General features: G+C 44.1%; 23 protein-coding genes and 1 pseudogene. 9 read left to right on the top strand and 15 right to left on the bottom strand.

Going from position 1 to position 26,520, the window contains the following annotated elements:
• Positions 1-16: 16 nt before the first annotated feature.
• Positions 17-625, bottom strand: coding sequence for a hypothetical protein (locus tag ACX9NY_RS05270; RefSeq protein ID WP_472477392.1), 609 nt, complete (start codon positions 623-625; stop codon positions 17-19).
• A gap of 279 nt (positions 626-904) precedes the next feature.
• Here ACX9NY_RS05270 and ACX9NY_RS05265 point away from each other — a divergent pair, with 279 nt between their 5' ends.
• Both ACX9NY_RS05265 and ACX9NY_RS05260 read left to right on the top strand, forming a co-directional pair.
• Complete coding sequence (locus ACX9NY_RS05265; RefSeq protein ID WP_472477390.1) at positions 905-1,894, top strand: multicopper oxidase domain-containing protein; 990 nt, start codon at positions 905-907, stop codon at positions 1,892-1,894.
• A gap of 54 nt (positions 1,895-1,948) precedes the next feature.
• The gene (locus ACX9NY_RS05260) at positions 1,949-2,653 is read left to right on the top strand and encodes a Crp/Fnr family transcriptional regulator (protein WP_339256044.1); all 705 of its coding nucleotides are present in this window, start codon (positions 1,949-1,951) and stop codon (positions 2,651-2,653) included.
• A gap of 103 nt (positions 2,654-2,756) precedes the next feature.
• Here ACX9NY_RS05260 and ACX9NY_RS05255 read toward each other — a convergent pair whose 3' ends face one another.
• The gene (locus ACX9NY_RS05255; RefSeq protein ID WP_472477388.1) at positions 2,757-3,479 is read right to left on the bottom strand and encodes a ZIP family metal transporter; all 723 of its coding nucleotides are present in this window, start codon (positions 3,477-3,479) and stop codon (positions 2,757-2,759) included.
• 184 nt (positions 3,480-3,663) lie between these two features.
• On the opposite strand from ACX9NY_RS05255, the gene ACX9NY_RS05250 reads away from it, so the two are divergent.
• The 6 genes and pseudogenes from ACX9NY_RS05250 (at position 3,664) to ACX9NY_RS05225 (ending at position 7,400) form a co-directional block, all read left to right on the top strand.
• Complete coding sequence (locus ACX9NY_RS05250; RefSeq protein ID WP_339256045.1) at positions 3,664-4,365, top strand: Crp/Fnr family transcriptional regulator; 702 nt, start codon at positions 3,664-3,666, stop codon at positions 4,363-4,365.
• Positions 4,366-4,604: 239 nt separating this feature from the next.
• Positions 4,605-4,838 carry a DUF2249 domain-containing protein gene (locus tag ACX9NY_RS05245; protein WP_339234973.1) on the top strand — a complete coding sequence of 78 codons (234 nt, stop codon included), beginning with the start codon at positions 4,605-4,607 and terminating at the stop codon, positions 4,836-4,838.
• A 17-nt stretch (positions 4,839-4,855) separates the two neighbouring features.
• Positions 4,856-5,230: a hypothetical protein gene (locus tag ACX9NY_RS05240; protein WP_472477385.1), complete on the top strand. Its 375-nt coding sequence runs from the start codon at positions 4,856-4,858 to the stop codon at positions 5,228-5,230.
• Positions 5,217-5,822: a DUF2249 domain-containing protein gene (locus ACX9NY_RS05235; protein ID WP_472477383.1), complete on the top strand. Its 606-nt coding sequence runs from the start codon at positions 5,217-5,219 to the stop codon at positions 5,820-5,822. Before ACX9NY_RS05240 ends, ACX9NY_RS05235 begins: the two co-directional genes overlap by 14 nt.
• Positions 5,823-5,835: 13 nt before the next feature.
• Positions 5,836-7,068: a hypothetical protein gene (locus tag ACX9NY_RS05230; RefSeq protein WP_472477381.1), complete on the top strand. Its 1,233-nt coding sequence runs from the start codon at positions 5,836-5,838 to the stop codon at positions 7,066-7,068.
• A gap of 30 nt (positions 7,069-7,098) precedes the next feature.
• Positions 7,099-7,400: pseudogene (locus ACX9NY_RS05225) on the top strand (metal-sulfur cluster assembly factor).
• 267 nt (positions 7,401-7,667) lie between these two features.
• On the opposite strand, the gene ACX9NY_RS05220 reads toward ACX9NY_RS05225, so the two are convergent.
• The 9 genes from ACX9NY_RS05220 to ACX9NY_RS05180 all read right to left on the bottom strand — a co-directional run bounded on the left by ACX9NY_RS05220 (position 7,668) and on the right by ACX9NY_RS05180 (position 20,933).
• Positions 7,668-8,009, bottom strand: coding sequence for a cupin domain-containing protein (locus ACX9NY_RS05220; RefSeq protein ID WP_339234985.1), 342 nt, complete (start codon positions 8,007-8,009; stop codon positions 7,668-7,670).
• A 143-nt stretch (positions 8,010-8,152) separates the two neighbouring features.
• Positions 8,153-10,111, bottom strand: a complete 1,959-nt coding sequence (locus ACX9NY_RS05215; protein ID WP_472477379.1) for an ABC transporter permease — start codon at positions 10,109-10,111, stop codon at positions 8,153-8,155.
• Complete coding sequence (locus tag ACX9NY_RS05210; protein WP_339234990.1) at positions 10,086-10,856, bottom strand: ABC transporter ATP-binding protein; 771 nt, start codon at positions 10,854-10,856, stop codon at positions 10,086-10,088. The genes ACX9NY_RS05215 and ACX9NY_RS05210 overlap by 26 nt, the downstream gene beginning before the upstream one ends.
• 192 nt (positions 10,857-11,048) lie before the next feature.
• Positions 11,049-12,047: a sensor histidine kinase gene (locus ACX9NY_RS05205; RefSeq protein WP_339256054.1), complete on the bottom strand. Its 999-nt coding sequence runs from the start codon at positions 12,045-12,047 to the stop codon at positions 11,049-11,051.
• On the bottom strand, positions 12,044-12,757 hold the full coding sequence (locus ACX9NY_RS05200; RefSeq protein WP_342570502.1) for a response regulator transcription factor: 714 nt from the start codon (positions 12,755-12,757) through the stop codon (positions 12,044-12,046). The genes ACX9NY_RS05205 and ACX9NY_RS05200 overlap by 4 nt, the downstream gene beginning before the upstream one ends.
• Positions 12,758-12,840: 83 nt before the next feature.
• Positions 12,841-13,815 (bottom strand): diacylglycerol kinase catalytic domain-containing protein, encoded by a 975-nt coding sequence (locus ACX9NY_RS05195; RefSeq protein WP_339243130.1) that lies wholly within the window; start codon positions 13,813-13,815, stop codon positions 12,841-12,843.
• Between the two features lie 71 nt (positions 13,816-13,886).
• Positions 13,887-14,930 carry an SPFH domain-containing protein gene (locus ACX9NY_RS05190; protein ID WP_472477376.1) on the bottom strand — a complete coding sequence of 348 codons (1,044 nt, stop codon included), beginning with the start codon at positions 14,928-14,930 and terminating at the stop codon, positions 13,887-13,889.
• Positions 14,931-15,127: 197 nt separating this feature from the next.
• Complete coding sequence (locus ACX9NY_RS05185; RefSeq protein ID WP_472477374.1) at positions 15,128-19,504, bottom strand: glycosyl hydrolase 53 family protein; 4,377 nt, start codon at positions 19,502-19,504, stop codon at positions 15,128-15,130.
• 526 nt (positions 19,505-20,030) lie between these two features.
• The gene (locus tag ACX9NY_RS05180) at positions 20,031-20,933 is read right to left on the bottom strand and encodes a diacylglycerol/lipid kinase family protein (RefSeq protein WP_339235001.1); all 903 of its coding nucleotides are present in this window, start codon (positions 20,931-20,933) and stop codon (positions 20,031-20,033) included.
• A 480-nt stretch (positions 20,934-21,413) separates the two neighbouring features.
• On the opposite strand from ACX9NY_RS05180, the gene ACX9NY_RS05175 reads away from it, so the two are divergent.
• A complete protein-coding gene (locus ACX9NY_RS05175) occupies positions 21,414-22,523 on the top strand; it encodes a nuclear transport factor 2 family protein (RefSeq protein ID WP_472477372.1) in 1,110 nt (369 codons plus the stop codon).
• An 88-nt stretch (positions 22,524-22,611) separates the two neighbouring features.
• On the opposite strand, the gene ACX9NY_RS05170 is transcribed toward ACX9NY_RS05175, so the two are convergent.
• The 4 genes from ACX9NY_RS05170 to ACX9NY_RS05155 form a co-directional block, all read right to left on the bottom strand.
• Positions 22,612-23,361, bottom strand: a complete 750-nt coding sequence (locus ACX9NY_RS05170) for a YihY/virulence factor BrkB family protein (RefSeq protein WP_445252745.1) — start codon at positions 23,359-23,361, stop codon at positions 22,612-22,614.
• A gap of 113 nt (positions 23,362-23,474) precedes the next feature.
• Positions 23,475-23,978 carry a DedA family protein gene (locus tag ACX9NY_RS05165; protein WP_342570506.1) on the bottom strand — a complete coding sequence of 168 codons (504 nt, stop codon included), beginning with the start codon at positions 23,976-23,978 and terminating at the stop codon, positions 23,475-23,477.
• The gene (locus tag ACX9NY_RS05160; protein WP_339235007.1) at positions 23,978-24,319 is read right to left on the bottom strand and encodes an Asp23/Gls24 family envelope stress response protein; all 342 of its coding nucleotides are present in this window, start codon (positions 24,317-24,319) and stop codon (positions 23,978-23,980) included. The genes ACX9NY_RS05165 and ACX9NY_RS05160 overlap by 1 nt, the downstream gene beginning before the upstream one ends.
• 227 nt (positions 24,320-24,546) lie before the next feature.
• Positions 24,547-26,175 (bottom strand): LTA synthase family protein, encoded by a 1,629-nt coding sequence (locus ACX9NY_RS05155; protein ID WP_472477370.1) that lies wholly within the window; start codon positions 26,173-26,175, stop codon positions 24,547-24,549.
• Positions 26,176-26,520: the final 345 nt, after the last annotated feature.

Here is a 26,520-nt window from a genome sequence, read left to right as displayed (position 1 = left end):
ATCTTCGCTTTCAGTCTCATCCAGTCTTGTGCTGAAGCTTCGACAGTGTACGAACAACCACATCCCTGTTCTTCGCATCCTTAATATAAGCTGGGATACTGTGTGAAGCTGTTTTTAAAGGCATATTTCCAGGTTTTTCACGCAGATCTGCGGAAACATAAGCGATGAGATAATTTAAGTGCTCCCGGTTCACTGCCCATATTATTTTTCCTCTGAACTCATCCAGGAAGTATAGCTCCAACCCGAATACAGGATCTTTCCCTGCACGAATCTCGGAAAAACACCTGCCGTACATCGGCTTGGCATGTAATTCAACCTGATTAACAGAACCACAATGTGGACATTCCACATGCGATGATCGGTGAGACGTCTTCTTCTCGTCTGTGACCTCCACGTTAAACCAACGTTCACATACAGCACAATTCCCCTTGGCTCTATATTGATACACTGGTTCTTCAAGAGCTTGAGCGTAGCATTCAAAACACTTCCATCCCAGTTGATTGTTCCGTTGTTCTATAGATGCGTGCCCACCGCATTGGGGACATTTCACATCAACCTGCTCGCCCCGACGAAGTACCGCATAGAAACTGTACTTATACGCACCTTCATCTTCGAAACGTTTCATTCCGTATCCACCCTTCCTTCTGTAACTAAGATATACACAGACTGAAAATACGTAACATTTACCAATCCATCTCTCTAAAATTATATGTAACTCCGTTCCTCAGCACAAGAATGGAAGCCAGATTGTTGAAAATGGCTTTAATAAGACATACCCAAGTGTGTGCCCCGTCACACCAGCTCCTGCCTCAATAACGTAATCTATAACTAAATAAATACTGGATTGAAGGTATACCTGCTTTTTATATTGTGAAAAACATCACTTAGCAAAGGTTGTGCACCTATGTTTTCCTTCATAAATGTATATAAATGGTCACTCCTATTCGCCATATTCACTGCTACTCTCTCTCACTGTAGTTCCACCGATACGATTAAACCTGTTCACAACGATGAAGTCTCCTCCTCTGCGGCCAGTCAACCCCCGGTGGACCCAATCATTCGTAGAGAAGGAACTACGGTATATATTGAAATGACGGCTCAGGTTACAGACATCGAAATCTCCGAGGGTGTGATCTACAACGCATGGACATTTAATGGTACTGTTCCGGGACCCGTCCTGCGAGTGACCGAGGGGGATACCTTGGTGTTCACACTAAAAAATAAAGATTCTACTCTGCCTCACTCCATGGATTTTCACGCGGTACATGCCGCTCCCAGCAGCAAATTTATAGATGTTATGCCAGGCGAGAAAGGCACGTTCACCTATCCAACCTCCTCACCCGGTGTATTCATGTATCACTGTGGAACCAAACCAGTGCTGGCCCATATTGCGAACGGCATGTACGGCATGATTATTGTGGAGCCCAAGGCTGGATACCCTTCCGATCACTTGGTTGATCGTGAGTATACCATGGTTCAAAGTGAATGGTATAAAGAGCATGATTACGAAGCTTTTTTGAACGAAGAACCTGAATATGTCGTATTTAACGGCAATGATTATGGATTGACCAAGCACCCCCTGCTAGCCAAAGTTGGCGATACCGTGCGGATCTATGTCAGCAATGCCGGGCCCAATGAAGTCTCATCCTTCCACGTTGTAGGTACAATTATGGACCGTGTATATACCGATGGGAATCCATGCAATATCCAGTATGGAATACAGACGGTTATGCTTCCTGCAAGTGGTGGAGCTGTCGTGGAGTTTACCGTGACCGAAGAAGGCGATTATGCGATCGTAACCCACCAGTTCAATCATGTAGCCAAAGGAGCTGCTGCTGTTCTGCGTGTGACCAAGGATGGTAAAGATCATGGTGGATTAGCCATGTCTCACTAAAGACATAACAATAGGTAATGGCTGTACCCATCCTGAACATTTCGAGGTGATTATATGATGATCTGTGCGCACGAAGCGAAGGATACCTGTTTCTCCAAAGTATCTCTGTTCCAGCATCTGGATGAATCCGAAGCTGCATTGCTGAGCTCCCTTCTGCATACCCGCCGATATAACAAAGGTGAGATGGTTGTCCAGGAGGGCGAACGCTCAGATACGCTTTATGTGATTCATCAGGGATGTGTGAAGTTATCCAAATATAATGAAAATGGCAAAGAACATATTATCCGGTTTCTGTTTCCTGGAGATTTCTTCGGACAAGATTCCCTGTTACACCAAAAACCACATGCCGCGAACGCCGAAGTTCTGGAGCCTTCAGCCATCTGCTCCATCGGCAAGCATGATTTTGACCGGTTACTTGAACATGATCCAAAGCTTGCTTATCATTTCCTGCTTGCCATTTCCAACCTTCTGCGTGAAACCGATGAATGGAACTGCTCGCTTAGTGCCATGACAACGGAACAAAAGATTGCCAAACTGCTTCTGTTCTTCCACAACCGAAATCATGCAAGGCATGAGATCCGTTTGCCTGTCTTCAAAAAAGACATGGCTCTATTGCTTGGTATCACACCAGAGACGCTTAGTCGTAAACTCGCCATGATGCAAGCGCAGGGGCTTCTTCAGGTTACAGGGAACTGCATTCTTATTCTTCAATTGGAACAGCTCAGGGAAAGAATTGAACCGCCAGCGTTAAGCCAATGAACGTGGTAAGCAAGCTTGCAGGTGCGAGCAGTCTGTTTATGCCAAAAAGAGTATCCGGACAGAAGGGCTTCTGTTCGGATACTCTTTCGTATGGTCCAGTTATTCAGATATCCAACAACAGCGACACAAGCAGTCCCATGGATGCAATCAATCCCACTACAGGCCCGCCCTCTTCAAAGGCTTCCGGCATCATTGTTGAGCAGATCATGGCAATAATTCCGCCACCTGCAAATGCACCAATCGCTGCACCCATCTCTTTGGGAAGCTGCTCCAGAAACAGATAGCCCCCCAGTGCCGCAAGAGCAGAGATCAACAGGACACTCAGCCACATCAGCATGATTTTACCGCGACTGTACTTGCCCTGTAGCCCAACCGTACTGGACAGACCTTCAGGGATGTTGCTGACAAAGATCGATACCATCAGGACTACACTGACACCGTTGCCAGCCAGCAAGCTGGCTCCAAGCATGATGGATTCCGGGATCGCATCCATTACCGTTCCTGCAAAGATGCCAAGGCCGCTTTGATTGGAGTCTCCCGACTTTGCCGAACGTTTACGCCCTGCCCCTCCCTTTGCAGAAACGAGCAGGTCAAACAGCGTATACACAACAGCCCCCGCTGTAAATCCAATGGCTGTGGGTATAATACCTCCATCATTCAGCGCATCTCCGAGAAGTTCAAAGGTTGCTGCACCAATTAATGTTCCTGTTCCAAATGCCATGATCCAGCCGATGATTCGTTTGGGAATCTTCACAAACAATGCTGCGAGTGCGCCAATGACTACCGCGGAGGCAGAGATGCCGCCCCACATGAATGCAGTCCACATCCGGGTCGACCCCTCTCTTGTTCAATCATATTCTAGCTTCTATCATTCCATTAACCCTGGTTGAACAATCAAAAACAGTGATGTGGCTTTACGGTGATCTATATCACCTGATGTGTTTAAAAATCACGCTATGATAAAATGATGTCGTAGTTCAGAAATATGAGCACAGAGAGGAGAGATTCTCATGAGTAGGGTAAACAAAGATACCACAGCGGAGTTTCTGCAACAGTTCCCCATCTTCCAGGATCTTAGCCCCGAGGAATTAAAGCAAGTCGAAGACATCGCCATTTCCAGAAGCATTCAGAAGAAATCGGTTATTTTCAGCGAAGGAAGCGAAAAAGAAGCTGTTTTTTTCATACGTACCGGCATTGTAAAGGCCTACAAAACCGATGAGAACGGGCATGAACAGATCGTCTCTTTCCTCAAAACAGGAGATATGTTCCCACACACCGGTTTTTTTAACGCGCACCCCTACCCGGCTACTGCGGAAGCAATTACCCCTACCGAGCTACTTGCCATACCTGTGCGGCTTTTCGAACGATTAATGTTGAGTACACCCTCCATTGCGATCAAAATTATGCGTGTGCTCGGTGATAAAATACGAGAATTGCAGGATAAGTTGCAGGTGCTCTCTGGTCAGGATGTACGCAATCGTGTGCTTTCCTTCCTTCTCATGCTCGCAGAGCAGCACGGACACAAACATGAAGAACATATTGTCATCAATCTGCCCATGACCCATCAGGAGTTTGCCAATTCCATTGGTACAACCAGGGAAACAGCAAATCGGCTTTTGAACCAGCTTACAAAAGAGAATCTGCTCGAAGTAGATCGCAACCGGATTATCATTCATGATTTGCAAGCTTTGAAGCAGCAAAGGGATACTTGATCTCCCTGCACCCAGGCTACTTTATTTTTGGCCCACACTCTAACAATAAAACTGTGTTTACACAAAACGACCTTAGCGCCCGTAACCCACGTTAAGGTCTCTTTGTGTATGCAGAATTCAGTCATATTAAGGCGAGACAATGACATTACAAATATGTGAGCAGGCTCACACAGATCCCTCTTCACATTTCCTATAATCAAATTGCAACACCAAACTAACCCTAATTGGAGGAATGACACATGAACACATACACAGCAACCATTAATGCCACGGAGTATGCACCGCATTTGAAACATAAAGTGATTTTCGAAACGTTTGATCAGTTGCGACCACAGGAATCCATGCTGCTCATTAACGATCACGATCCAAAGCCACTTCGATTCCAGTTCCAGTCCACACATCCGGATGGTTTCAACTGGGAATATATTGAGCAGGGCCCTACAACCTTCCAGGTCAAAATCAGCAAACTATAGATTGGAGCTGAACCGCGATGGCACACGTTGAAATCATTGATGATACTACACTTCGCATCACGCTACGGCTGGAAGATGCCATAACCATGGTGAAGATGGCACAGCGTGAACAGGCCGAATATGCGCAAGAGATTATTACCATTTACGAAAAAATGCCAGTGTTCGAATATACTCATTTCTGTTTTTACGCCTATGACAGTGCAAGACTATTTGAACAGATGCTCAGCATAGACCCCAAATCTTATCTGTCCTTCTCCCTCAATGCGCCGGATTCATTCTTCTATGCACTGTACGGTGGGATGGCCGGCCTGTATGAATCATCTCTACAGTTAGTACAGCAGACGGCTGGAATTGGAGCAGGATTGGATGTGAACGCACATGTATCCATCTGATGTTCATGTTGTTGAATTGGATGTGCGTCCTCATCTGAGTAACAAGGTGGAGCCGTTTCAGCTGATTATGGACACGGTCAAAGGTCTTCAGCGTGACGATGTGTTTGTACTACACGCTCCGTTCAAGCCAACACCTCTGCTCGGTATTCTCAAGCTGAAAGGATACTCCAGCACATCGGAACGAAAGGCTTCAGATCACTGGGTCACCACGTTTGTGCACAAAAAAAATAAAACCGGTGCAAAGGCAATTTCTGCAATGGTTTTATCTGGATCAGAAGTTAATTTAGAACCTGATTCAGATGAAGAATCAGCTTCATGCCATGGACATCCAGAGGAGCAACCTGCTGCATTTAAAAACCTAGAATTTCTACAGGCTCCCACCATTATACTGAACAATCGCGGATTGGAACCGCCACAACCCATGGTGAGAACACTCGCAGCTCTGGATCGTTGCAAGTCTGGGGAAGTCGTGCTGATCCACAATGACCGTGTACCTGTATTCCTGATTGAAGAGTTGAATAATCTCGGTTGCACCTACACGGTTGAAGATCAAACCGATGGCACAGCCAAAGTGAGAATTGAAAAAGGGTAAGGAGGCGAAAGCCATGTCCAGGTTGCCGTTTCTTTTTATCATCACGGGCATCTTTGGATTTGTAATGTATCATGTCTTCTCCCTGCTCTCGCTGACAGGCTGGCTTGGTGATGAACTCAGAGGACCCGAAGGCTGGTTTCATGCTCATTTGTTTGTGCTTGGATGGGCAACGATGCTGGCTATGGGTGCCGTATATCAGTTGATACATGTTATTTTGCAATCCAATATCTATAGTCTGTTTCTCGGTTATTGTCATTATTTCTTGTTCAGTATCGGAATTGTGGGCATGTTATATGGCTTCATTCATGCTGATGTCATCTGGATTGCCGGTTCTGCTGCACTCGCGCTCTCGGGCATTCTGTTGTTCGGATGGAATATGGCTATTACCCTCTTCCGGGCTTCACAATGGAATCCGGTAACGATCAGCGCAGCTTGTTCCTGTCTTTATCTGGTTCTTACCGGGCTGTCCGGTATGCTGATGGGTCTGAATTTTGCCTTTGGTGATTGGAATGGCTTGCATGAACGCTTGTTCGGCGCACACATCTGGATGGGGACACTCGGCTGGTTTGGCATGTTAATTACCGGTTTCAGTTACAAAATGCTGCCCATGTTCTACCTGTCCCACAATTATTCCATTCGATTACAGAAAGTGGTCCTGGTTCTGTGGAACGCAGCTGTTATCACAGGCGTTGTTGCATTTCTCACTGGGCTCAAGGGAGGTTGGCTCTGGTTCGCGCTACTTCTCCTTACCGCAGCCTTACTCGTCTATGTGTATCACTTGGAGCAAATTCAGGAGAAACGACACAAAAGCAACCCAGGTCCAGGCATTCGCTGGTCTGTGTATGTAAGCCGTGCATTTGCCGCATATGCTGTCGCCCTACTGATCTATTCCGCACAAGGGACTGAACTGCTGCTCCATCCACGTGTTGTTCTGTTGTCTGGATGGATATATCTCGGGGGCTGGGTGTCTCTCACCATACTTGGCTATGCCTCCAAAATCGTGCCTTTTCTGTGGTGGACCCACAAATATGGCAAGCAGGCAGGCAGACCCGGAACACCGCTGATGGCAGGTATGCTGAGTGAACGGTATGTCAATTGGGGTATGCTCGCCATGGTGGCTGGAAGCCTGCTGCTTGTTAGTGGAATTCTGATTAATCTGGCGGAGGTCATGATGGTTGGTGGAACGATTTTGTCTCTTGTCTCCATCGTTTATATCGCAAATATTGCTTTGGTATTCAGACGTTAAAATTATGAAATCGATCGGAGCGTGGAAAAGGTGGAACAAACGACGCATTTACTCGAATGTCTCAAGGAAGTGTATGACCCTGAATTAGGTGTCAATATCGTTGACTTGGGTCTGGTGTATGAAGTAAGAGAAGAACCTGAACGAGTACATGTGCGGATGACACTGACTACACCAGGTTGTCCGCTGCACGATACCATCGTTGGTGCGGTGAAGTGGGTTTTGCAGGAAAATACGGGGGCAAGACTGATATTGATGTTCAAGTCGTGTGGGAGCCACAGTGGTCTCCACAGCGGATGTCGAATGAAGCCAAGGAAATGCTAGGATACTTCTAGGCCGAATGACTATAGACCGGATGAATGAACAAGTTGCTGACGGAATATGAAAAAGCATACCTGATATCTGATGTTCTCTCAGACCCAGGTATGCTTTTTGTTTTGCGAAGGATTGACTTGCACTGGATCGTCTCCTACGAAATGGCCTTGTCGGACACATGCAGTGATTTTTGGATAAAAAAATAAATAAGGAAACTCCAGAATAGAGTTCCCCCTTATATTCGTGGCGATCAGTGAATCATTGTATCTATTCCTTGATAATAACTCTTAGATGTCCTTTGCATACGATGCTGCTGGTACTTTATTTAACACCACGAACAAACGAACTTCCTGTTCTCCTGTATTACGGAATGCGAACTCTACCTCGCCGCCGCAATGGATTACATCCTCTTGATTCACCACTTGTTCTTCACCATCCAGAATAAGTGTGCCTGTGCCTTCGACCACCAGCAGAATAACGTCTGTGCCCGGATGTTGATGGACGGGAAGCTCTTGTCCTGGCAGAAAATGAAGGACAAAGGTCACTCCCCCACCCTGTTGGAATAATACCCGTTTCGTAAAACGATCCTCGCTGAATGTTTTGACTTCTTGCAATGACGTAATACTCATGATTAATCTTCCTCCTCGATAATATAATCTGTGAATACATTCATCTTATCGCAAGAAAGCCCGCATTTCCTTGATCTGAATCAAGGAATGCAGGCAATGAACAAATCATGGTCGATCCTTACGACCCTTTGTTTTTAAGATGGTTACACCATCATTTTGCGCAGAGAAGCGATATATCTCGAACGTATAACGATGAAATAAAACGTCTGTGCAAGTACAAAGGCACCAAATACAGTCAACACCGGCATCGTATAATTGGTAATACCGAATTCAGTAAGAAATGGCTTAACCACGACCAACGTTTCAATGATAGCTACCCCGATCGGTAAAAAGAACAGAATAGCAATCTGAACGGTGGATGATCGTTTCATCTCCTGGAAACTGAGACCCATTTTCGAAAGAGAATGCACCATCTTTCCATCCGCTTCAAGATCGGTATGCAGTCTGAAATACAGAAAGCTTGCGGAAGAGATGGAGAAGATCAATCCGATAAATATGCCCAAGAAGGTAAATAGTGCTGTCCCCTGTCTGAATCTTTCAAAATCACCGTACCGTGTACTCAGATATCCGGAGTAATTCTCATCCGAAGCATTATCGCTTCGAATGGTATCTGCGGACGAAAGTAACTGATCGCTAACCATGGCTTCCGAGGAGTGCCGGTCAGGTACTGCATGACCCCAGACAGGAATCTGATACAGAACTTTGCCAGATAACCTATTTTCATGGACCTGTTGTGTGATCTCTTCAAACTTCTCATCCGTGAGGACAACTACACCTGTTGAATAGATTAAGGTTGCAAACCTTGCCTCCACATCTGTAGCTGTAACTCTTGCTTGCATTGGGCCAGCTTCTAGATTCAAGGTCAATGTGTCTCCTTCCGAAAAATTGCGAAACCTGTTGCGATCGATCTGAGCCTGATCCTTCTCATTCCGGGAATCTACGAACAATGCTGAATTTGAATCCAATTGGAATGTCTCTTTTCCTAGAATTGTATTGAATCGGTTGTAGTGACTAAGTGGCATAACCGAGACAGCACTCTGATCCGCATCCGACCAGAAGTACTCTAGATACATTTGCTGATAATCCAAGCCTGCGGCTTCAAGTGCTGAATTAATAGCGCTCATATCCATTTGATCCGTAGGTGTGTACACATTGTACTGGATTGCAAAATCGTTATTGGTAAATTGCTCCCGGTTCTCTTGATCCAGTGACAAAATCACAACTGCACTCATCGAAGCAATCGCAATGACCACGGTCACCATAAAGAGCATGCGAGCATTATCCTTCATTTTGTAACTCATCTCTGAGATCCATAACAGACGAGTACCATGCCATACCGTTTTACGATTACGCTTTAATACCCGTATAATGAGCACGGAAAGTTGTGAGTAGAAAAAATACGTCCCCGCGATGCCTGTTACTGCTGCGAGTAAGATCGTACCGCCGCTCAATTTACTGCGGAGTACTACAAATCCGATTGTAAGTAATGTCAGGCCCAGAAGTGAGAAGAACCACGAAGCTTTGGGTTCTTTTTTAGGTTTGCTGGTCCCTGTCAAAAGCTCTAACGTCCGTTTGTTTCCGATAAATATCAATGTGAAAAGTGAAATGCAGAAAAATAATAACAGAAATGCCCCGATCGTAATCAGAATCGCTTTCACCGGAAAATAGAAGGGCAGATCATCCATCCCGATAAAACGAGTGGTTAACATCAGGAACAGCTTCGACAACAACATGCCTCCGCCGATACCCGCAATAATGGAAAGACAGCCGATCAACATATTTTCCAATATAATTAATTTCCGAATCTGTCCAGGCTCCGCACCAAGTATGGTTAGAATGCCAAACTCCTTGTTCCGTGATTTGAGAAAAGCACTGATGGAATACATGACAAAGAAAAATGCAAACACATATACAATGATCGAAGCCACCTGCATCCCCATAGCAGTTGTGTCACCCATCGGCAACTCTGTCACATACGGATGATAGATGAACACTGCATAAGCGAAGAAAATCATGACCATAAACACACTGCTTAGAAAAAAAGCAATATACGCTCGCCCATTGCGGCGAATGTTATTAAACGCGAACTGAGGAAAGCTCATGTGAATTCCCTCCCCAGAAGGATAACGTATCAATGATCCGCTGGAAGAACGTCTGCCGATTATCTCCGCGGTGTACCTCCGCTGCCAGTTTCCCGTCCTTGATGAATACGATTCGATTGCAATAACTTGCTGCAAGGGGATCGTGTGTCACCAGCATAATGGTCGTTTTCTCCTGCTGATTAATCTGTTCAAGCGACTCCATGACAGCCTGAGATGAAGTAGAATCCAATGCGCCCGTAGGTTCATCCGCCAATACAATTGAAGGCATATTGATCATGGATCTCGCAATGGCTGTGCGCTGTCGTTGACCGCCCGAGATTTCGTACACTCGTTTATCCAGAATATGATCAATCCCAAGCTTGGTTGTAATGCGCTGTAGTCTACTCTCCATCTCCTTCAGTTTGACCTTGTCCAGTGTCAATGGAAGTACAATATTCTCGGCAACCGTCAGCGTGTCCAACAGATTGAAATCCTGAAAGACAAACCCGAGTTCCCGACGCCGGAACATGGCAAGTTCTTTCTTTTTCATATCAAACGGGTTCATGCCATTAATCAGCACCTTGCCTGAGCTGGGTTCATCAATGGTAGAGACCATGTTTAACAATGTGGTTTTGCCACTGCCGGACGGGCCCATAATGCCCACAAACTCACCTTGCTTGATTGTCAGATGAATATCACTAAGGGCTTGAGTCTGCACTTTGCCCTGATATACTTTGCTTAGTGCTGATACTTGTAACATTTCCATGTGTATTCCCCTCCGAATCTATTACTCTTTATATGTTAATCCTATTCTTATCCTAACTGACCTTCCGTAACGGTGCTATCGAATTACCTTAAACTTTCCTTACAGTACGTTTAAGGTTCTGTTCCCCTGCCTCCATAACTTTTGGTATCTATAAAAAAAACACCTCACCCACGGCTGTGGGCAAAGCGCTCTTTACTGCGGAACTTTCGTATGAACCCAGCTGAATCTAACCAATGTTCCCTTATTCAGCTCTGAAAATAACTCTACCCGGTTATCCAGGCGTGCACTAATCTCACGAACCAGATATAATCCCATTCCCGTAGATTCATGGTATTGCCTGCCACGTTCACCTGTAAAATAGGGATTGAACACACGATGAATATCCTCGGACGAGATGCCGATTCCCTCATCCTGAATATCCAGGATTGTACGCTCTTCCTGTTTATAGCCGGTAATGATCACTTTTTTGCCTGATTTGCTATCGGAATAGTTCACCGCATTGGTCAGGATCTGGGTGAACATGAACCGCAGCCACTTGGAATCACTATAGATCTTAAGATCTTCCTCCATGCGGATATCCGGCTTAATACCTCTGCGTATAAACAAACGTCGGTTCTCTGCAATGCTGCTCCGAAGTACCTCTTGCAGAGACAGCAGCTCCACACGAAAATCTCCTTCGAACTGTTCAAGCCGGGATGAATGTAAGACCATTTCAAGTCCTTTACGCATTTTATCCAGCTCATCCTGAATGCTGCCAGCCGTCTCATCTTCCACGTCTTCCAAGGTCAGTTGGATAATAGACAACGGTGTCTTCATCTGATGAACCCAGCGATTCATAAATACCACCTGCTGTTCCTTGCTAGTACGTAACTGACCCATCTCGTTCTGCCGATTACGCTCCAGTTCGTGTAACAATTCCTGGATAGCCTCAGCTACAACCGAATTTCCAAGGGTCTGAAAAGACTCGTTTACCCATTTACGTGGTTGTTGAAGCAGATGATAATACGCTCGTAGCTGGAAGTAACGTACGACCAGATATACCAGTAACACAACGGTACTAATCAGCATGCCATAGAGGATAATTTTCATCGGACGATCTTCACCAGAGAGCCAATATACACACGGAACAAGCAGCATCTGCAGCACATAAAATCCAACTAACATCTGGTGGTCTTTCAGAAAAAGTTTCATTTCCCTTGTCCTTGTGCAGAAGCGCCCAGATCCAACACGCGATAACCCGCTCCGCGAACCGTCTCCAAAATCTCTTCTGCTCCCAGTTCCTTCAACTTCCGACGTACACGTGTAATATAGACATTCAACGTATTATCATCAATAAAATGCTGATCTTCCCACATCTGTTCTAGCAATTTTTCCCGGCTGACCACTCGACCTGCCTTCACCATCAGCGCTTGCACCAGTATCGCTTCCTTCTGAGTCAGTTCTGTAGAGCGTTCATCATATTCCAATACGAATCGCTCAGGATAGAGAATCATGGGACCGTTATTCACTTTCACTTCCTGCTGCACAGCAGCGTAAGAACCATAGGCTCTGCGCAGCTGACTGCGGACTTTAGCAAGCACAACTTCATATTGAAAAGGTTTTGTAATATAATCATCCGCTCCATGTTCCAATGCCATAATCTGATCCATGCCGCTATCCCGAGCAGATATGAATAAAATGGGACATATGGAATGTGTACGTATCTGTCTGCACCAATAGTAGCCATCATATTGAGGCAAGTTCACATCCATCAGCACAAGATCCGGTTCCATCTTCACGAACTCATCCAATACATGACGAAAATCACCGGTGACCTGTACCTGGAATCCATTTCGGTTCAGATAAGCCGCCAGCAATCCTGCAAGCTTGGCATCATCTTCAACCAACAATATCGATTGCATCGTTAACCCTCTTTCCGTTTCCTGACGTCAATGTATCACATCTAGTTACCCATTTTAGTTGGAAACGGCTTGGAAATAAAGGGTCAGACTACGAGACGCCCCCTTCTCTCTGCCAAACCAATGATAGCCTCCACCCCTGAGTTGAACTCAAGAAAGTCCTGCTCAACCCCATCGCTGAAAATAACTCCGTCCTCCGGCATCTGGGATACAATGTGCAATGGTTGCTTCGAATGGATCTGTCCAAACACCAGGTTGGCCGCAGTCGTTCGGCTTGGAAAAGGTTCACGTACTGAGAAATACAAGTACGGCGCATCCCAGTTAAAATGATTCAGCTCCTGCCTGCTTCCATGAATGGATGAGGATGCTACAGCAACCTCATCTTCCGAATTCATGTTCTGCCACGCCGCCGATCCTACAATTCCAGTGGCCCCGGCCAGCACACTTTTGAACCAACCTGTCGATCCCATGCCTGTAGATACAATGATACCGCTGGAGGATTGTTGTTCTACGGATGTACCCAAACGCACTTCATAACGTGCCGATACATGTGTCTTCCGACCAATGAACAGATCGTTGACACCATATAGATACTGTCCATCATTGAGTTCCACTTTGGCGAGAGTGACTTCTTTCAAAGTCCGTTGCTTTCGAATGACATCAGGAACAATGAAGCTTAGATCCTCCACAGTAAAAGGTAATAACACCCCGTCCCACCGCATCGGGTCCGGGTTCACGCCAATGAGCGGCTGCTCGGTTACGTATTTGAGGGTATTGGCTACAAGCCCATCCTGTCCAACCACAACCACAATATCCTGCTCTCCAAAAATAAAGTTCGGCACATGTTCCCGATCAATGGTCTGTACACGACCCAATTGCCCCAGTTGCTGCTGCGCCTGCTGCACAGATAACCGATAACGACGGTCTTCCTCCATATAATCACTGAAGTCGGCGCCCAGACGTTCGATATAAAACTGAGCTTGCTGCACCGTGTTATATCGAACCACCAACTCTTCCAGTCGGGTCCGACGCTTAACTAGAATGAGCTTGTGTTCGCTCATTCGATCGTCCGGCGCAGCCTGATGACGTACTGATTTCCCTGCTTGCTCTGCCTGCTCTCTTTTTCCTAATCTCATCGCCCTCTACCTCCCTGATCTCTGCCCGGCGCGGGAGACATCAACCCCTGCAACAGATCCGGCGAGATATTAAGCTGTCCGATCTTGCCTGCATTTTCAGCCAGTTCCTGGAATGCAAGTGCAATCAGCTTATCGGAATTCATGCCCATGTTTGCCATCGCTTGCAGTACACTCGGCTGTACATGTTGCAACGAATTCATAACGGCAGCGATCTCATATGCTTTGGCATCGGCTTCTGCATTGTGATTGGCAATGGTTAATTCAATTAACTGCTGCTTGCGTTCCTCCATCGCTGTATTGAACTGAAGCTGTTCTTGCTCCATCTCGTTTTGTTTCTGTTTCACCGAGCGTTCTGCATGCAATTGGGTCTCACGAATTTGCTGTTTCTTTGTCTCCACGGCAATTTCGGTGTTCAGTTCGTTCTCCTTCACTCGGCGTTCCTGTTCAATTGATGCATTACGACGCACATACAGCGCTTCATCAGCCTGACGTAAAATCTCTTCCCGCGCTTGTGCTTCCAATGCACGCATCGTCTCTTTATTGGGCAGAATGGCCAGGATGGATAGGCTCATCAGCTCAACGCCCAGTTTCTCCAACTCTTCACTCTGCACAACTTCGCGTTTCATGCTGCTTGCCAGCCGTTCACTGGATTGAATGGCCTCCTTCAACGGCATTTTCTCCAGATATTTCTTAGTTAGTACTTTCGCTGTGGTGATCACCCGTTGGTCCAGTTTGCCGGGGTCGTCGGAAATATACCGATTCTTGCGCAAATTGTACGTGTAATTCAGGCTCTGGGTTATTTTCAAATAATCTACAATGCGATAGCTAAGTTGTCCCTGCACAGTAACAGTCTGATAGTCCGCCGTAATTTCTTCGAACATGAATGGTACATCCACCGAGGATACGGGTAGGACCACTACCGATGTGGTCGGCTCATAATAATAAAAGGACAATCCGATACCCTGACGTTGTACCTTACCATTTTTCACCTTCATGACATATTCACTGGGTTGAAACTTCGCAAATCGGAATCCAAACATGGCTCATTCCTCATTTCTTAATATTGTCGTTTTGATATTATCGAAATGATAACAAATGAATTTTATATTGTCAATACGACATTAACAAATGATTCATATGCCTATGTAGAGAAATGGATGAAGTCTGAACCTCTTCTTTCCACAAAACAAAGAGACCGAATCCGTTGATTCGATCTCCTTACCTGCTTCGTTATTTTCTAATACAGTCGTTCCATCAATCTGGCTACTGCAACAGCCCCTTGTGCACGGTTCGCCGTTTCTTTCGGAGCAAACGTGCCATCAGGCATGCCATTCAGCAGTCCAAGTTGTTGCATCGAGGCTACAGCCTCTTTGGCGTATGGCGCGATCTCATCGTTGTCTGCAAACACCATATTTCCTTGTACAGAATGGGTCGCATCCTCACGCTGCACAACCTGAAGAGCTCTATTCAGCATAACGGCCATATCTTCTCGTGAAATGCGTTCGTTGGCCCCGAAGCTTCCATCCGCTCGGCCTTGAATAATGTTCATTTCAATGCCAAGTCGTACTGAATCCGCATACCACTGCCCTTCCTTCACATCCGCTGGGAGCGAAATGAATGCATCGGACTGGCGTGCGTCACCAATGCCTTTAATAATCATTTGCAAAAATTGTGCTCTGGTCAGTTCACCTTGCGGGGCAAAACGAGTTGCGCTCATCCCCATAATAATTCCTTTACCGTAGAGGTTCCGCACTTCTTGGAGAGCCCAATTGTAATTTTGCAAATCATGTAGTGGCACGTCAACTTCTGCTATGACAAAACTGCCGGATTCCAGCGGTTTGAACGCCATCGTCTTCGTTTTGTCATCGTACTTGGAGTACGTAACAGGTGTCATCTCCCCAGTTGGAGATATGGAATGTACGATCGTAACCACATCATTCAGCTTAGGCTGCTCTACACTGGATAGAGCAACTTCAATCGCTCTGTTTGTCCATGATATTGGCTTATTGTTCATTAATAAATTCACATCAACAACCTTATGATGACCGATTGCTGCTTTTTGAGATGTGGATAGTGCATCTGTTGATCCTTTTGCCACTACAATGTCGAACGTTCCCGTAGTCTCAGCAATGGTTAGCGGCAGTGATTTTAGAGGAACACGAACGGTAGTCTGTCCTACGACTACATCCAGAGATTTTACTTCCTCGGAACGAACCCATGCTGCCAATTGACTTGCAGCCAATTGGAATGTAACTGTGTTGGCTGTATCAGGAACATCTGCAAGCAGCTTTAACGTACGATTTCCTGCATCCATGGATTGCAGTGCCTGAGTTAATTGGGATGCAGCCGGACGAATCGAATACTTGTCATCCCCGGTTGCTGTTCCTTTTATCGTGATTGAACCCTTCTCTGGTGCAGTGCCCGATCCAACGGGTGGGGTTACATCGGGATTCCCCGTCGAAGGAGCTGTTCCCGGGTTGGAAGGTTGTGAAGGTACACTTGGTTGTGATGGCTGACCAGGGCCAGGTGTACTATCTTGACGCACAAGCTTACTCATAGCATCTTGTAACGATTGATCCGCATTGCTTACATCTTGTGTTGAAGATTCAACATCCAGCATGAACGCCTTCGCTTCAGAAAGCGCCTTACTGAATACATTCCAGCTTGAAGTCGTGTACTCCGTTTGTTTTAATTTCTCAGCGTTATCTACAGTAACTTGCAGTGCAGATTTGTCCGCCGGGAACGTACCGTAGGCTTCAAATTCCATGAATCCTACCCATGTAGGACCTGCCGTAATCGTTACGCGAATATAACGTCCCTCCGTGCCTTCTGGAAGAACATGGCTAGGTGCGGTCGATACAACCACATCACTTGTGGTGTCCACTACTTTCACAAAATTTTGGTTATCATTGGAAACTTCAATCTTGTATTTGATGCCGCCACTCCACATCGACATCTCGATCTTGCGAAGGTTAGCGACTTGTCCCAAATCCACTTGCCACCAGCGATCAATACTCTTATCCGTTCCCCATGAAGTGTTTGGATTGTTGTCAATCGCACCTTCAGGTGAGTTGGCTTGATTGCCTCCTGTCCCTGCACTGCTTGAAGCCGTTGCCGTTTTGCCCGTTGTGAGAGCCTCCAGAGAGACCAGATTAGTAAAGGCCTGTTTCAACGTACTCAGTGCTGAATTCACTTCAGACTGGACAACAGCTTGGTTATCTCGGACCTGAATCGCCGCCTTCAAAGATTGTTGCAATACAGACCAGCTCCGACGTGTATATGAGGATTCGTTCTGCTGCTGCATTTGTTGAATGTACTGGTGCAGTTGCGTTTTGTCGACATTGGATAGACCTTGAATGGCATCATGCAAACGTTTAACCGCTGTATTTGCATCCGTCTGTGTTGCTCTTGGATCATTCAAGACCTGATCAGCGCCTTCCAGTGCTTTGGTCAATACCGCCCAAGTGGCCGCAGACCAGTCAGCCTGCTGATACGTACGCCCTTCTGCTAATTTGGCTCGAAGCTCGTCAAGCTGCGGAGGGATAACCTGCATTTGCTGCATCACATGTTCTAATGCCGTTGTCGCTGCATCTGTATCTGCTTGAGTCACGCCACCCGGCGTGTATGCCTGTTGGTATATTGCATTCGCTGAGGAGATTGCCGGAGCCAGAGTACCCCAGCTTTCAGGAATAAAATCAGTCTCGACTAATGATTCGGCTCGTGCAAGCGCCGCAGCCAGTTGTTGGCGGTCTGCCGGCAGAAGATTTAATCCGCGCTTGTACACATCAAGGGACCATAATGCTCTGCCTTCATACGAATGGCCGCCGTTAGCCGGAAATTCATCGTAGTCAAACATCGCTTGGTTCTCCCATGCATTCCCTTCAGATGCAATCCAGCCTACACCGGCCGGAATCCATGCTGGCTCCCAGTAGAAGAAACCTGCACCATGATTATTCGGCACATTTGCAATCATGTCCATAATGCCGGCGATGGCATCATATTGACCTTGAACGGTTGCGGGGAAGTCTGCTCCCCCTACATGAAGCGCTTCGTCCGACCCGATGATGTTTCCATGCGCGTCCCCGTTTTTGTAGGAAAACGGATAGGACGTCTCGGCGATAATGACATCTTTGCCAAACTCGGCTGACACTTCATTCATCGTATTCTGTACATCCGCAAACGTCCCATGCCAGAATGGGTAATATGACAGTCCGATAATGTCATAGTCCAGTCCGCCTTTACTTAACTCTCCAAAGTACCATTTGAACATATCCGCCTTGCCGCCTTCAGCCAGATGGATCATGATCTTCACCTTATCCGCGTTATTGGTGATCTCTCCTTCTACTGCACGTACAGCATCAATTCCACTTTTCAGCAATGCAACATTTTTCTCGAAATCGACGTCACTGCTCAAGCCGTTCAGAACACCACTGTTGATCTCATTACCGATCTGCACCATATCTGGCATGGCGCCCTTTGCTTTCATCTCTCCCACAACTTCAACCGTATAATCGTATACGGCTTGCTTCAACTCTTCGTGGGAAAGACCTTCCCAAGCTTTGGGACGAAGCTGCTGACCCGGGTGCGCCCACTCATCCGAATAGTGGAAGTCCAACAGGATTTTCATACCTTTTTCCTTCACCCGCGTAGCCAAACGAATGACATCTTCCTTATCGTTGTAGCCCCCTGATTTCTGTGGATCATTCCACAGACGAAGACGCACGTAATTGACACCGCGATCCTTGAGAATATCGAGCAAATCACGCTCCGTACCGTTGCTGTCAACGTATTTGCCACCTTTGTCCTCAATGGCAGTCAATGTGGAAATATCGACACCTCTAACATAGTCTTCACGATATCCCTCAACGATCACCTTAGCTTTAAGCTGAGGCTCTGGAGGCGCACCATATACAGTCCCTGTTACCGTAAAATCGCCTGCAGAGGCGTACTCCATAGGGTCGATATGGTCCCAAGTCACAGGTACCATCCCCGATTTTCCATTCTGGAACTGTGCTTTTACCTCGTTGGGCAGAATTGGCGCACTTCTGGTCACCGTTCTCACTTCGATCTCATCATATCCTTTAATATTGGCCGGTTCAGTGCCATCTGCTTCTCCCCACACCTTGAACTCCAATATTTCCGGCCAGACTCCCTCACCCTTGTAAAAAGATATATTCAGTCTGATGTATCGTACATCATTCTGCTGAAAGGTCAGATCGGCGATCTGTTTGGGATCGGCATTTTCACTTTGATCAGCAACGTTGGTCCATGCTTGCTGGTCAGCAGATGTTTCTACCATATATTTCACAACCGTGTTTTCTCTCCACGTGATTTCCGCTCCGGACAGATTGTAGTCTTCACCCAGATCAATCATGACCCACTGAGGTTGTTCTGTTGTCACTCCAGCCGTAGCTGCCCAATGCGTGTCACTTTTACCATCAACCAAATGGTCTTTCTTGCTTCCCCACTCCAAATATTCTGTGCTTACCGTAACTGCCTTGTTAAGTGCCACGTTCACTTTTGCATCTTCCGCAGCCGCTGGACGAACCATCAGTCCCAGATCACAGAACAGCATCAGTAAGACCAGACAACCACTTATGTACCTTTTATTCACTCTTGATCTCCCCCTTTTTGTGTTTGATTGTGCATGGATCAATGAATGTGATCAATCCTCCTCATTGTAAGCGCTTAATAGTGGTGGGTAACACGGCATTTTCCAAAGGAAACAGCAGTTATTTTAACAATATGATCGCGGATAAGTTACATTTGATCTATGTGTGGTTGTCATAATAGTGAAAAAATCAACAAAGAAGTTTATGTTTCAATACAAATTTTTCGTTATTTTAATCTTAATTATAAAGCAAAAAAACCATTATCTTGTAATAGATAACAGTCAGTTTACCTACTCTATTTTCTTCATTAAAATTATTTTGTCTTCTGCTCTTTTATAGAAACCACATAAAATATTGTCAAAATTAAAACTAGTAAATTCACTCGGTCCATTGAACATAAGCATCTTGAAGTTGGTACACAGGAACATACAGTCCACCTGACTCGATCCAATGAGGAACCGTATTATCCTAAAATATAGAACGTTTAAATCTCTTTAAATCTTTCTACATAATAAGTCTATCCAGAATCTACGCCACATCTGAACCACACGGGACTACCATCGTTAATCCACGAGGAATCACTTCAATATCCATTAGCCCAGTAGTATGCATTTCACCATCAATCCCAACTTTTGCTATGTCATCACCAAATTGAGTAATTCTTAAACGCTTTGTCTTAAAATACAACACATCTGAACGGCCAAGATGATTTCCATTTTTAATATCTAACAGAAGTTGCAAGGTATTGAACCATGATTTTTTTTGAATGACAAGCACATGAAGGTGACCGTCATCCATTTTAGCACCCGGAACGATGCCCTCAATTCCGCCAATAATCGCTGATTTTGAAACCAGATAGAGTAGTGCATCATGTTCTTGTTCTGTATGGTCACATTCAATCTTAATATGTGTTCCCGATAATATTTGGGGGAGTTTAGGTAGAGCAGACAAATAATAAGCCTTATCTCCTATCACGTTTTTCAGGGTCTGATTGGTTGTATAGCTAATGGAATTCATTGCACCACCTGCCACAACGTAATGAAAATATTCTTCTCCAGCCAACCCGATATCAATCTTCTTGGTCGCTCCTTTTTCTAGCATTCTCGTGAATCCTTCATAGGATCGTGGTAATTTCAACGCGTTTCCAAAATCATTAACTGTACCTGTCGGCAGGTATGCTAAGGGTATATCTAGACCCAGATTTTTAATCGTGTTTATTGCATAATGCAGGGTTCCATCTCCTCCCGCAACAACTAAAGAATCACATTCTTCAAAAAATGAAGCTCCTAAATTATGATTTTCTTTACTTGTGTAAAAGATATCACGATCATTTAAAGCGTATCTCTTCTTCATATACTCTATAACTGAAGCCTTTGTTTTATATGCTTTATGCTGCCCAGAAACGGGATTTACAATCATTTTTGGTTTCATCACTGGAATGCTCCCTCTCCATGAATTACTTCAATTTATGATTTAATTTTATATTCATTACGAACGGTCAACATCGTACATAAGGGCGGATCTGATCCAGCCCTTTCGGGTATCTGTGGATAGGAGGAGCATGAAGAATGACAAAGTTGGTCTCTCTTTGCTTTTCTTTGAGCTTCCACTCTGTTTCGTTTGCTTAACCACCAAGTTTTGTATAAAAATCTATCGTTAGTGTGAAATTTCATTTTTCTATTTCTTCAATTTTTATATGTAGTAAACAACAGTAAATAAAGTTACTTCTTCGGATTTTTTCATTTTGATCTGAGCAAATGATGCAGAGTTCCCTAAAGGGCAGAAATGATCTGCCTCTTCGAACGATGTTACAATTTTTTTTCAATTGTAATATATGTGTAAGCTAATCATTTTAATTTGGTAGTTGGCATAGCGAAGCATGAAAGTAACTTAAGAATTGAGAGGAGAATAATGATGAAGAATACTACGATGAGAATGTTGACGGCGAGTTTGACAGCTTTGACCATTATGACCGTTGCTGTAGGTTGTGGAAATAATACAGATCCAACCCCTGCCCAAGTTGAGGAGAATGTGAGTTCAGACGAATCTGCGGTCAGTATTTCTGATTCCTATGACAATACTGAAGAACTTGCGGCTAAATTCCCAATTATTAACTCAACACCAATTGAGTCTGAGATGGAAAAGAATATACAAAATAGACTCCTAAATGGTTTTGAAAACTGGAATAGAGGATATGAGGCATGGGAAACCTGGGGGGACATTCTTTATACAGAGGGCTCTCTCTATAACGTCCACGGCGTGAAACTCACATTGAAGGAATATCAGGCTGCTATGGATGCACAGCTAAAGTCTACCGATATTCAGATGGGTAACTTCAACAATATGATCATTAACGATGATTGGGCAGCAATTCGATATGACATCTCGTCGACTGCCCGAGGCAGCCAGCAATCTTCCGATGGAAGTGTAATGGAGTTTGTCCATTTCAAAGATTATGGTAATCCGCTCGGAACTCGAGTTGTTGAAGGCTGGGCCGGTACAAAGGGAGCAGATTTTGACGCATTGACCCATTTTCAAACGGATGAAGCGAAGGCGGCACAACAAGCTGCATTAGATGAGATCGTTAACACCAAGATCCCCAACACTACAGATCTCGAAACCAAATATCCTGTTACTTATCCGACAACGGTTGATACCGATATGGGTAAAAAAATTCAAAGCGCCATTTATAGCGATTTTGATAGATGGAACCAAGGTTTTGATGCTTGGAGTGACTGGGCCGATACGTATTATAGTAGCGATCTGAAATATCACACTAATGCAGAGACTATGACTCTCGATGAGTACAAGGATTCCGTCAAGAATTATGCCGCAGCGACCGAGGTCAAACGTATTCGTTTTGATAATATGCTTATCAGCGGTGACTGGGCAGCCATTCACTATAGAATAACGAATGAGGACACGAAGACAGGGGAAAAGACTGCTGGGGACGTCATGCAGTTTTTACACTTTGCCGAAGAGAATAACAGCCTAAAAGTTGTTGAAACCTGGACGAAGTGACTCAGGTGGTTATGAGAGCACTAAACACAGACGAGGAGTATCCAGCAATGGGTGCTCCTATATGTATTTAAGAATGTAGCTGTGATCATCAGCTTACTTGTTTAATCCGATAATGATATGCGTTTATAGAAATACCTAAAGTAAATACATAGGATAAAATGTACATCCACATGATTAACACAATTACATTGGCAAAATCCCCGTATAAATCACTGTATTGGTTATTAAAATGATTAAGGTAATATGAGTAAGCAAATGTTGAAATCACCCATACAATGCTAGTAAAAAGTGCTCCGATATTGGAGTACTTTCCAGGGATTCGATATCTAGGTGTTACCATATACACAATTTTAATCGTGAGAAACAAAAACAGTAAAACGACAGGCCACCTCAAAATAGTGATCAACAGCTTTGTTATTTCATTCATGTCATGAAGTAAATCGAAATGCAAAATAATACTACTATAGCTATACACCAACAAGGTAAATATGATTATAATCACCAACATGATCGTCAGCAGAAGTGCTTTTAATCGACGAAGAAAATAGTTTCGATGTTTAAAACCAAATAAAGTGTCCGAACAGACAAGCACTGCATGCATTCCGTTAGAAGCCAAAATAAATGCAAAGACCATCCAGACGCCACTATGAAGCGTGAGCCCTTTCTCAGTATAAGGAACCAGCATTTCAAATACAGACGTTGGAAGTATTCCTTTTAACGATTCTAGAATATCAATGATCGGAAATTTCAAATAGGATGATGTGTAACTAATCAGAATTAAAATTGGAATTAGGGATAACACGAAAAAAAGTGTAAGATGCCCCGGGAGTAAACGCAACTCAGGGACGACGATCTGCTTGACTTTATTCCAGTATGGAGCGCATTTTTCTTGAATATGTATGTAGGTTTCTTTAATTGCAAATCATCTCCTTTATATACGATTATCATATATCAATATCCCAAGACTTGCATCAACGATAAAATAGGCGCTTTAAAATAAATACCTATAGCAAAATAGGTCATTGTCCAAAGCAGCGCACTTGTATAGGTAAAAAGAGCAAATTTCTTGAAATGAATCTCACTCATTCCAATCAGCAAAGGCATGACATAGCGCACCACCGGGATAAACATTCCAATGAACATTGCTTGATTACCCTTTCTCCTCAACAAAGACTCCGCCTTTAAAAAATAGCGATTGTTTAACCATCTTTTTTTAAATTTATGGCTAAAAAACCTTCCCATGATATAGGAAGTTGTGATTGCAGTCAATAAGCCTGTTAAAATGGCGCTGTACGTCGCCCAATAAATGACTACTCCCGTATGGCTTAAAATGGATCCAGATAAAATAATGACTTCATTAGGTATGGGAATCCCAAAAGGACCCAGTGAAAAAGCCAAGAAGAAAAATACATATCCGTATTGATTAACAAGTTCTAATAAAGTATCACTAATCATTATCGTGTAATACCTTCAATACGAATGTGGATCTGATCTGGAGAAATACCCGTCATATGATTCACCGCTTCAAATATGCTGGACTGTAATTCACGGCTGACATAGTGGATTTTCACTCCGTAAGTGACAACAATTCTAAGCTCAATAATTAACTTTGAGTTCGAGAAGGTAACCGATACTCCCTTATGCATTTTTTTCCCACTCACGTGTTTAATTAGGCTGTCTACGGCTCCTGTTGACAACAATATTATTCGAGATTCTAATCTTGCAACTCCTGAAACAATTGTTGTAATCGCCTGCTCCAAAACATTTATCTTCCCTATATCTGTCTGTATAATCAATTGTAATGTCTCCTTTAAAACAATTTTGTATTGGTATACATTCATTTTATCTTGAATAAGAAATTAACGTAATGTACCTTGGGGCAAAGAGGTATTGTACTTTTGGGCATATGCTCTTCATATCTGAGGAGCAAACACAAAGGCAAAGGGAGACATCGATACTGATGTCTCCCTTTGCCTTTGTCCTGTATCATAAAATAGTTGTTTGCAATCACCCATTTTAACTCTCATTTCTCCTGATTGCTGTAGTCATCAGGTAACTGTAATAAGTAGCTATTCGAGAGGTCAAGTAAACGCTGGGCGGCCAAGAATTGAGATGCAGTAGATCCACCTTCAACGATCCTATTATTGCTTAGTTCATAATGTACTCCATCGGCATATTGATTACCTGGCATATATAATATTTTATCATTAATAAATGAACCATCAGGTAGAAAGTGTCTTAACGGAATCAAATTACGCTCTTGATTGAACAGATCTTCACCTAAAACCAGTTGATCTCCCAGAGGAATTCCCAACAGATTGGCTACTATTGGTAGAATATCAATTTGTCCACCTATCGTATTAATTACAGGAGGAAGCTGCCCTGAAGGCGAATGCACAATGAATGGGATGTTCATCATATCTGTGTACCCATAGTTATGACCTAACAAGGAATTCATCAGTTCTTTTTCTTCTCCTGTAAGACCAGTCATTGGTATCCCCTGGTGATCTCCATAAAATACGACCACACTGTTATTCCATAGTCCAGACTCTATCAGCTCATCAAGAAACTGACCCAGCGCAACATCTGCATAATTTTGAGCCTGAATATAGTCACCAATCAATGTATCCTGGAAACGCTCATGAAGCTTCATTTTAGCCTTTTCTTCAGGCAAGTGATAGGGATGATGCGCACTCATGGATATGACCATGGCATAGAAAGGTTGATCCTGCTTATCCAACATGGACAATTCAGCAGATGTTTTGGCGTACAAAACTTCATCCGATGCACCAAAAGCAATAGGATCATCTTCTCCGAAAAAAACTTCATCATAATAACGTTCAAAACCAATGGCACGATATAATCGATTACGATTCCAGAAATCCACACTATTGGTGTGGAACGTCGCTGTATCATAACCATTTTCCTTCAGTAAGTGCGGTAGACTTGGAAGCTGTTTATCCATATATTTGGATGAGGTTGCTGGTTCATCCTTAGGTACGTAAAAGGAGGTGTTTACGACGAACTCGGCATCCGAGGTTGTCCCCTGTCCAGCATTCGTATAGAAATAAGGGAAGTACGTATTATTCTTAATCAACTGATTTAGATGAGGTGTAATCTCTTGCCCATCCATTTTGAGGTCGATCAAAAAGTTTTGAAAGGATTCCATCTGTACGAGTATTAAATTCATGCCTTTATTAATTCCATGAAACTTTGGTTCGTCTTGAAGTGGAGGAATTCCCTTGGTTTCATTAATTGCTTCTTGGGAGATATCATCAGGAGCTATAAGCACTTCCTTCTCCATACGATCGGCAACAACCTTATATACTTCATAATTAAGAATCCCCATACTCTTCGCTTTATTGATCTCATTCAGACTAGCATGAACCGGCCAGATATTGAATACACATAAAACGATAGATGCGCTAATCGTACAAGTTAACACCTTATGACTCATACGTGAAGCACGATCCTTCCAGATTGAACCATACTTAGGTAAGATAATTAGAACTAGAAATAAGGCAATATCAACAAACAAAAATAAATAATAGGGTGTAAGCAGAGATAATGCGCTCTCTCCGACATGAGTAACCTTTTTGGCTTGTTTAAGTGAATGATATGTAGCGATAACACCGTAATATTTATAGTACATGATGACTGCAAAATATATTAAAGTCATGCACAAATTTACAAGTATATAGTATAAGATCTTCCTCTTGGCTGCAAACCATTCAATTAGGCTGAACACCAGGATAAAAAAAGGAAGCTCTGTTTGAACGATAGTCCAATTCGTTCCATCATGAAATACAACGGACCATGCGACTATACTTTTCAACAGGAGAATAAAACTAAACAAACACAAATTTTCATAGGATCGATGTTGTAATCTGATGTCCGCGCCTTCATTTCGTTTGTACATACCATTCATCCTCTAAAATTATTAAAAAGGAGAAGGAGCAGCACCTCCCTCCCTTACAACGTAATCAATCTTTTAGAA

This window comes from Paenibacillus sp. CB74 (assembly GCF_055687625.1).
Note: the sequence above shows the minus strand (reverse complement) of the source record. Positions and strands in the feature narration are given on the sequence as shown.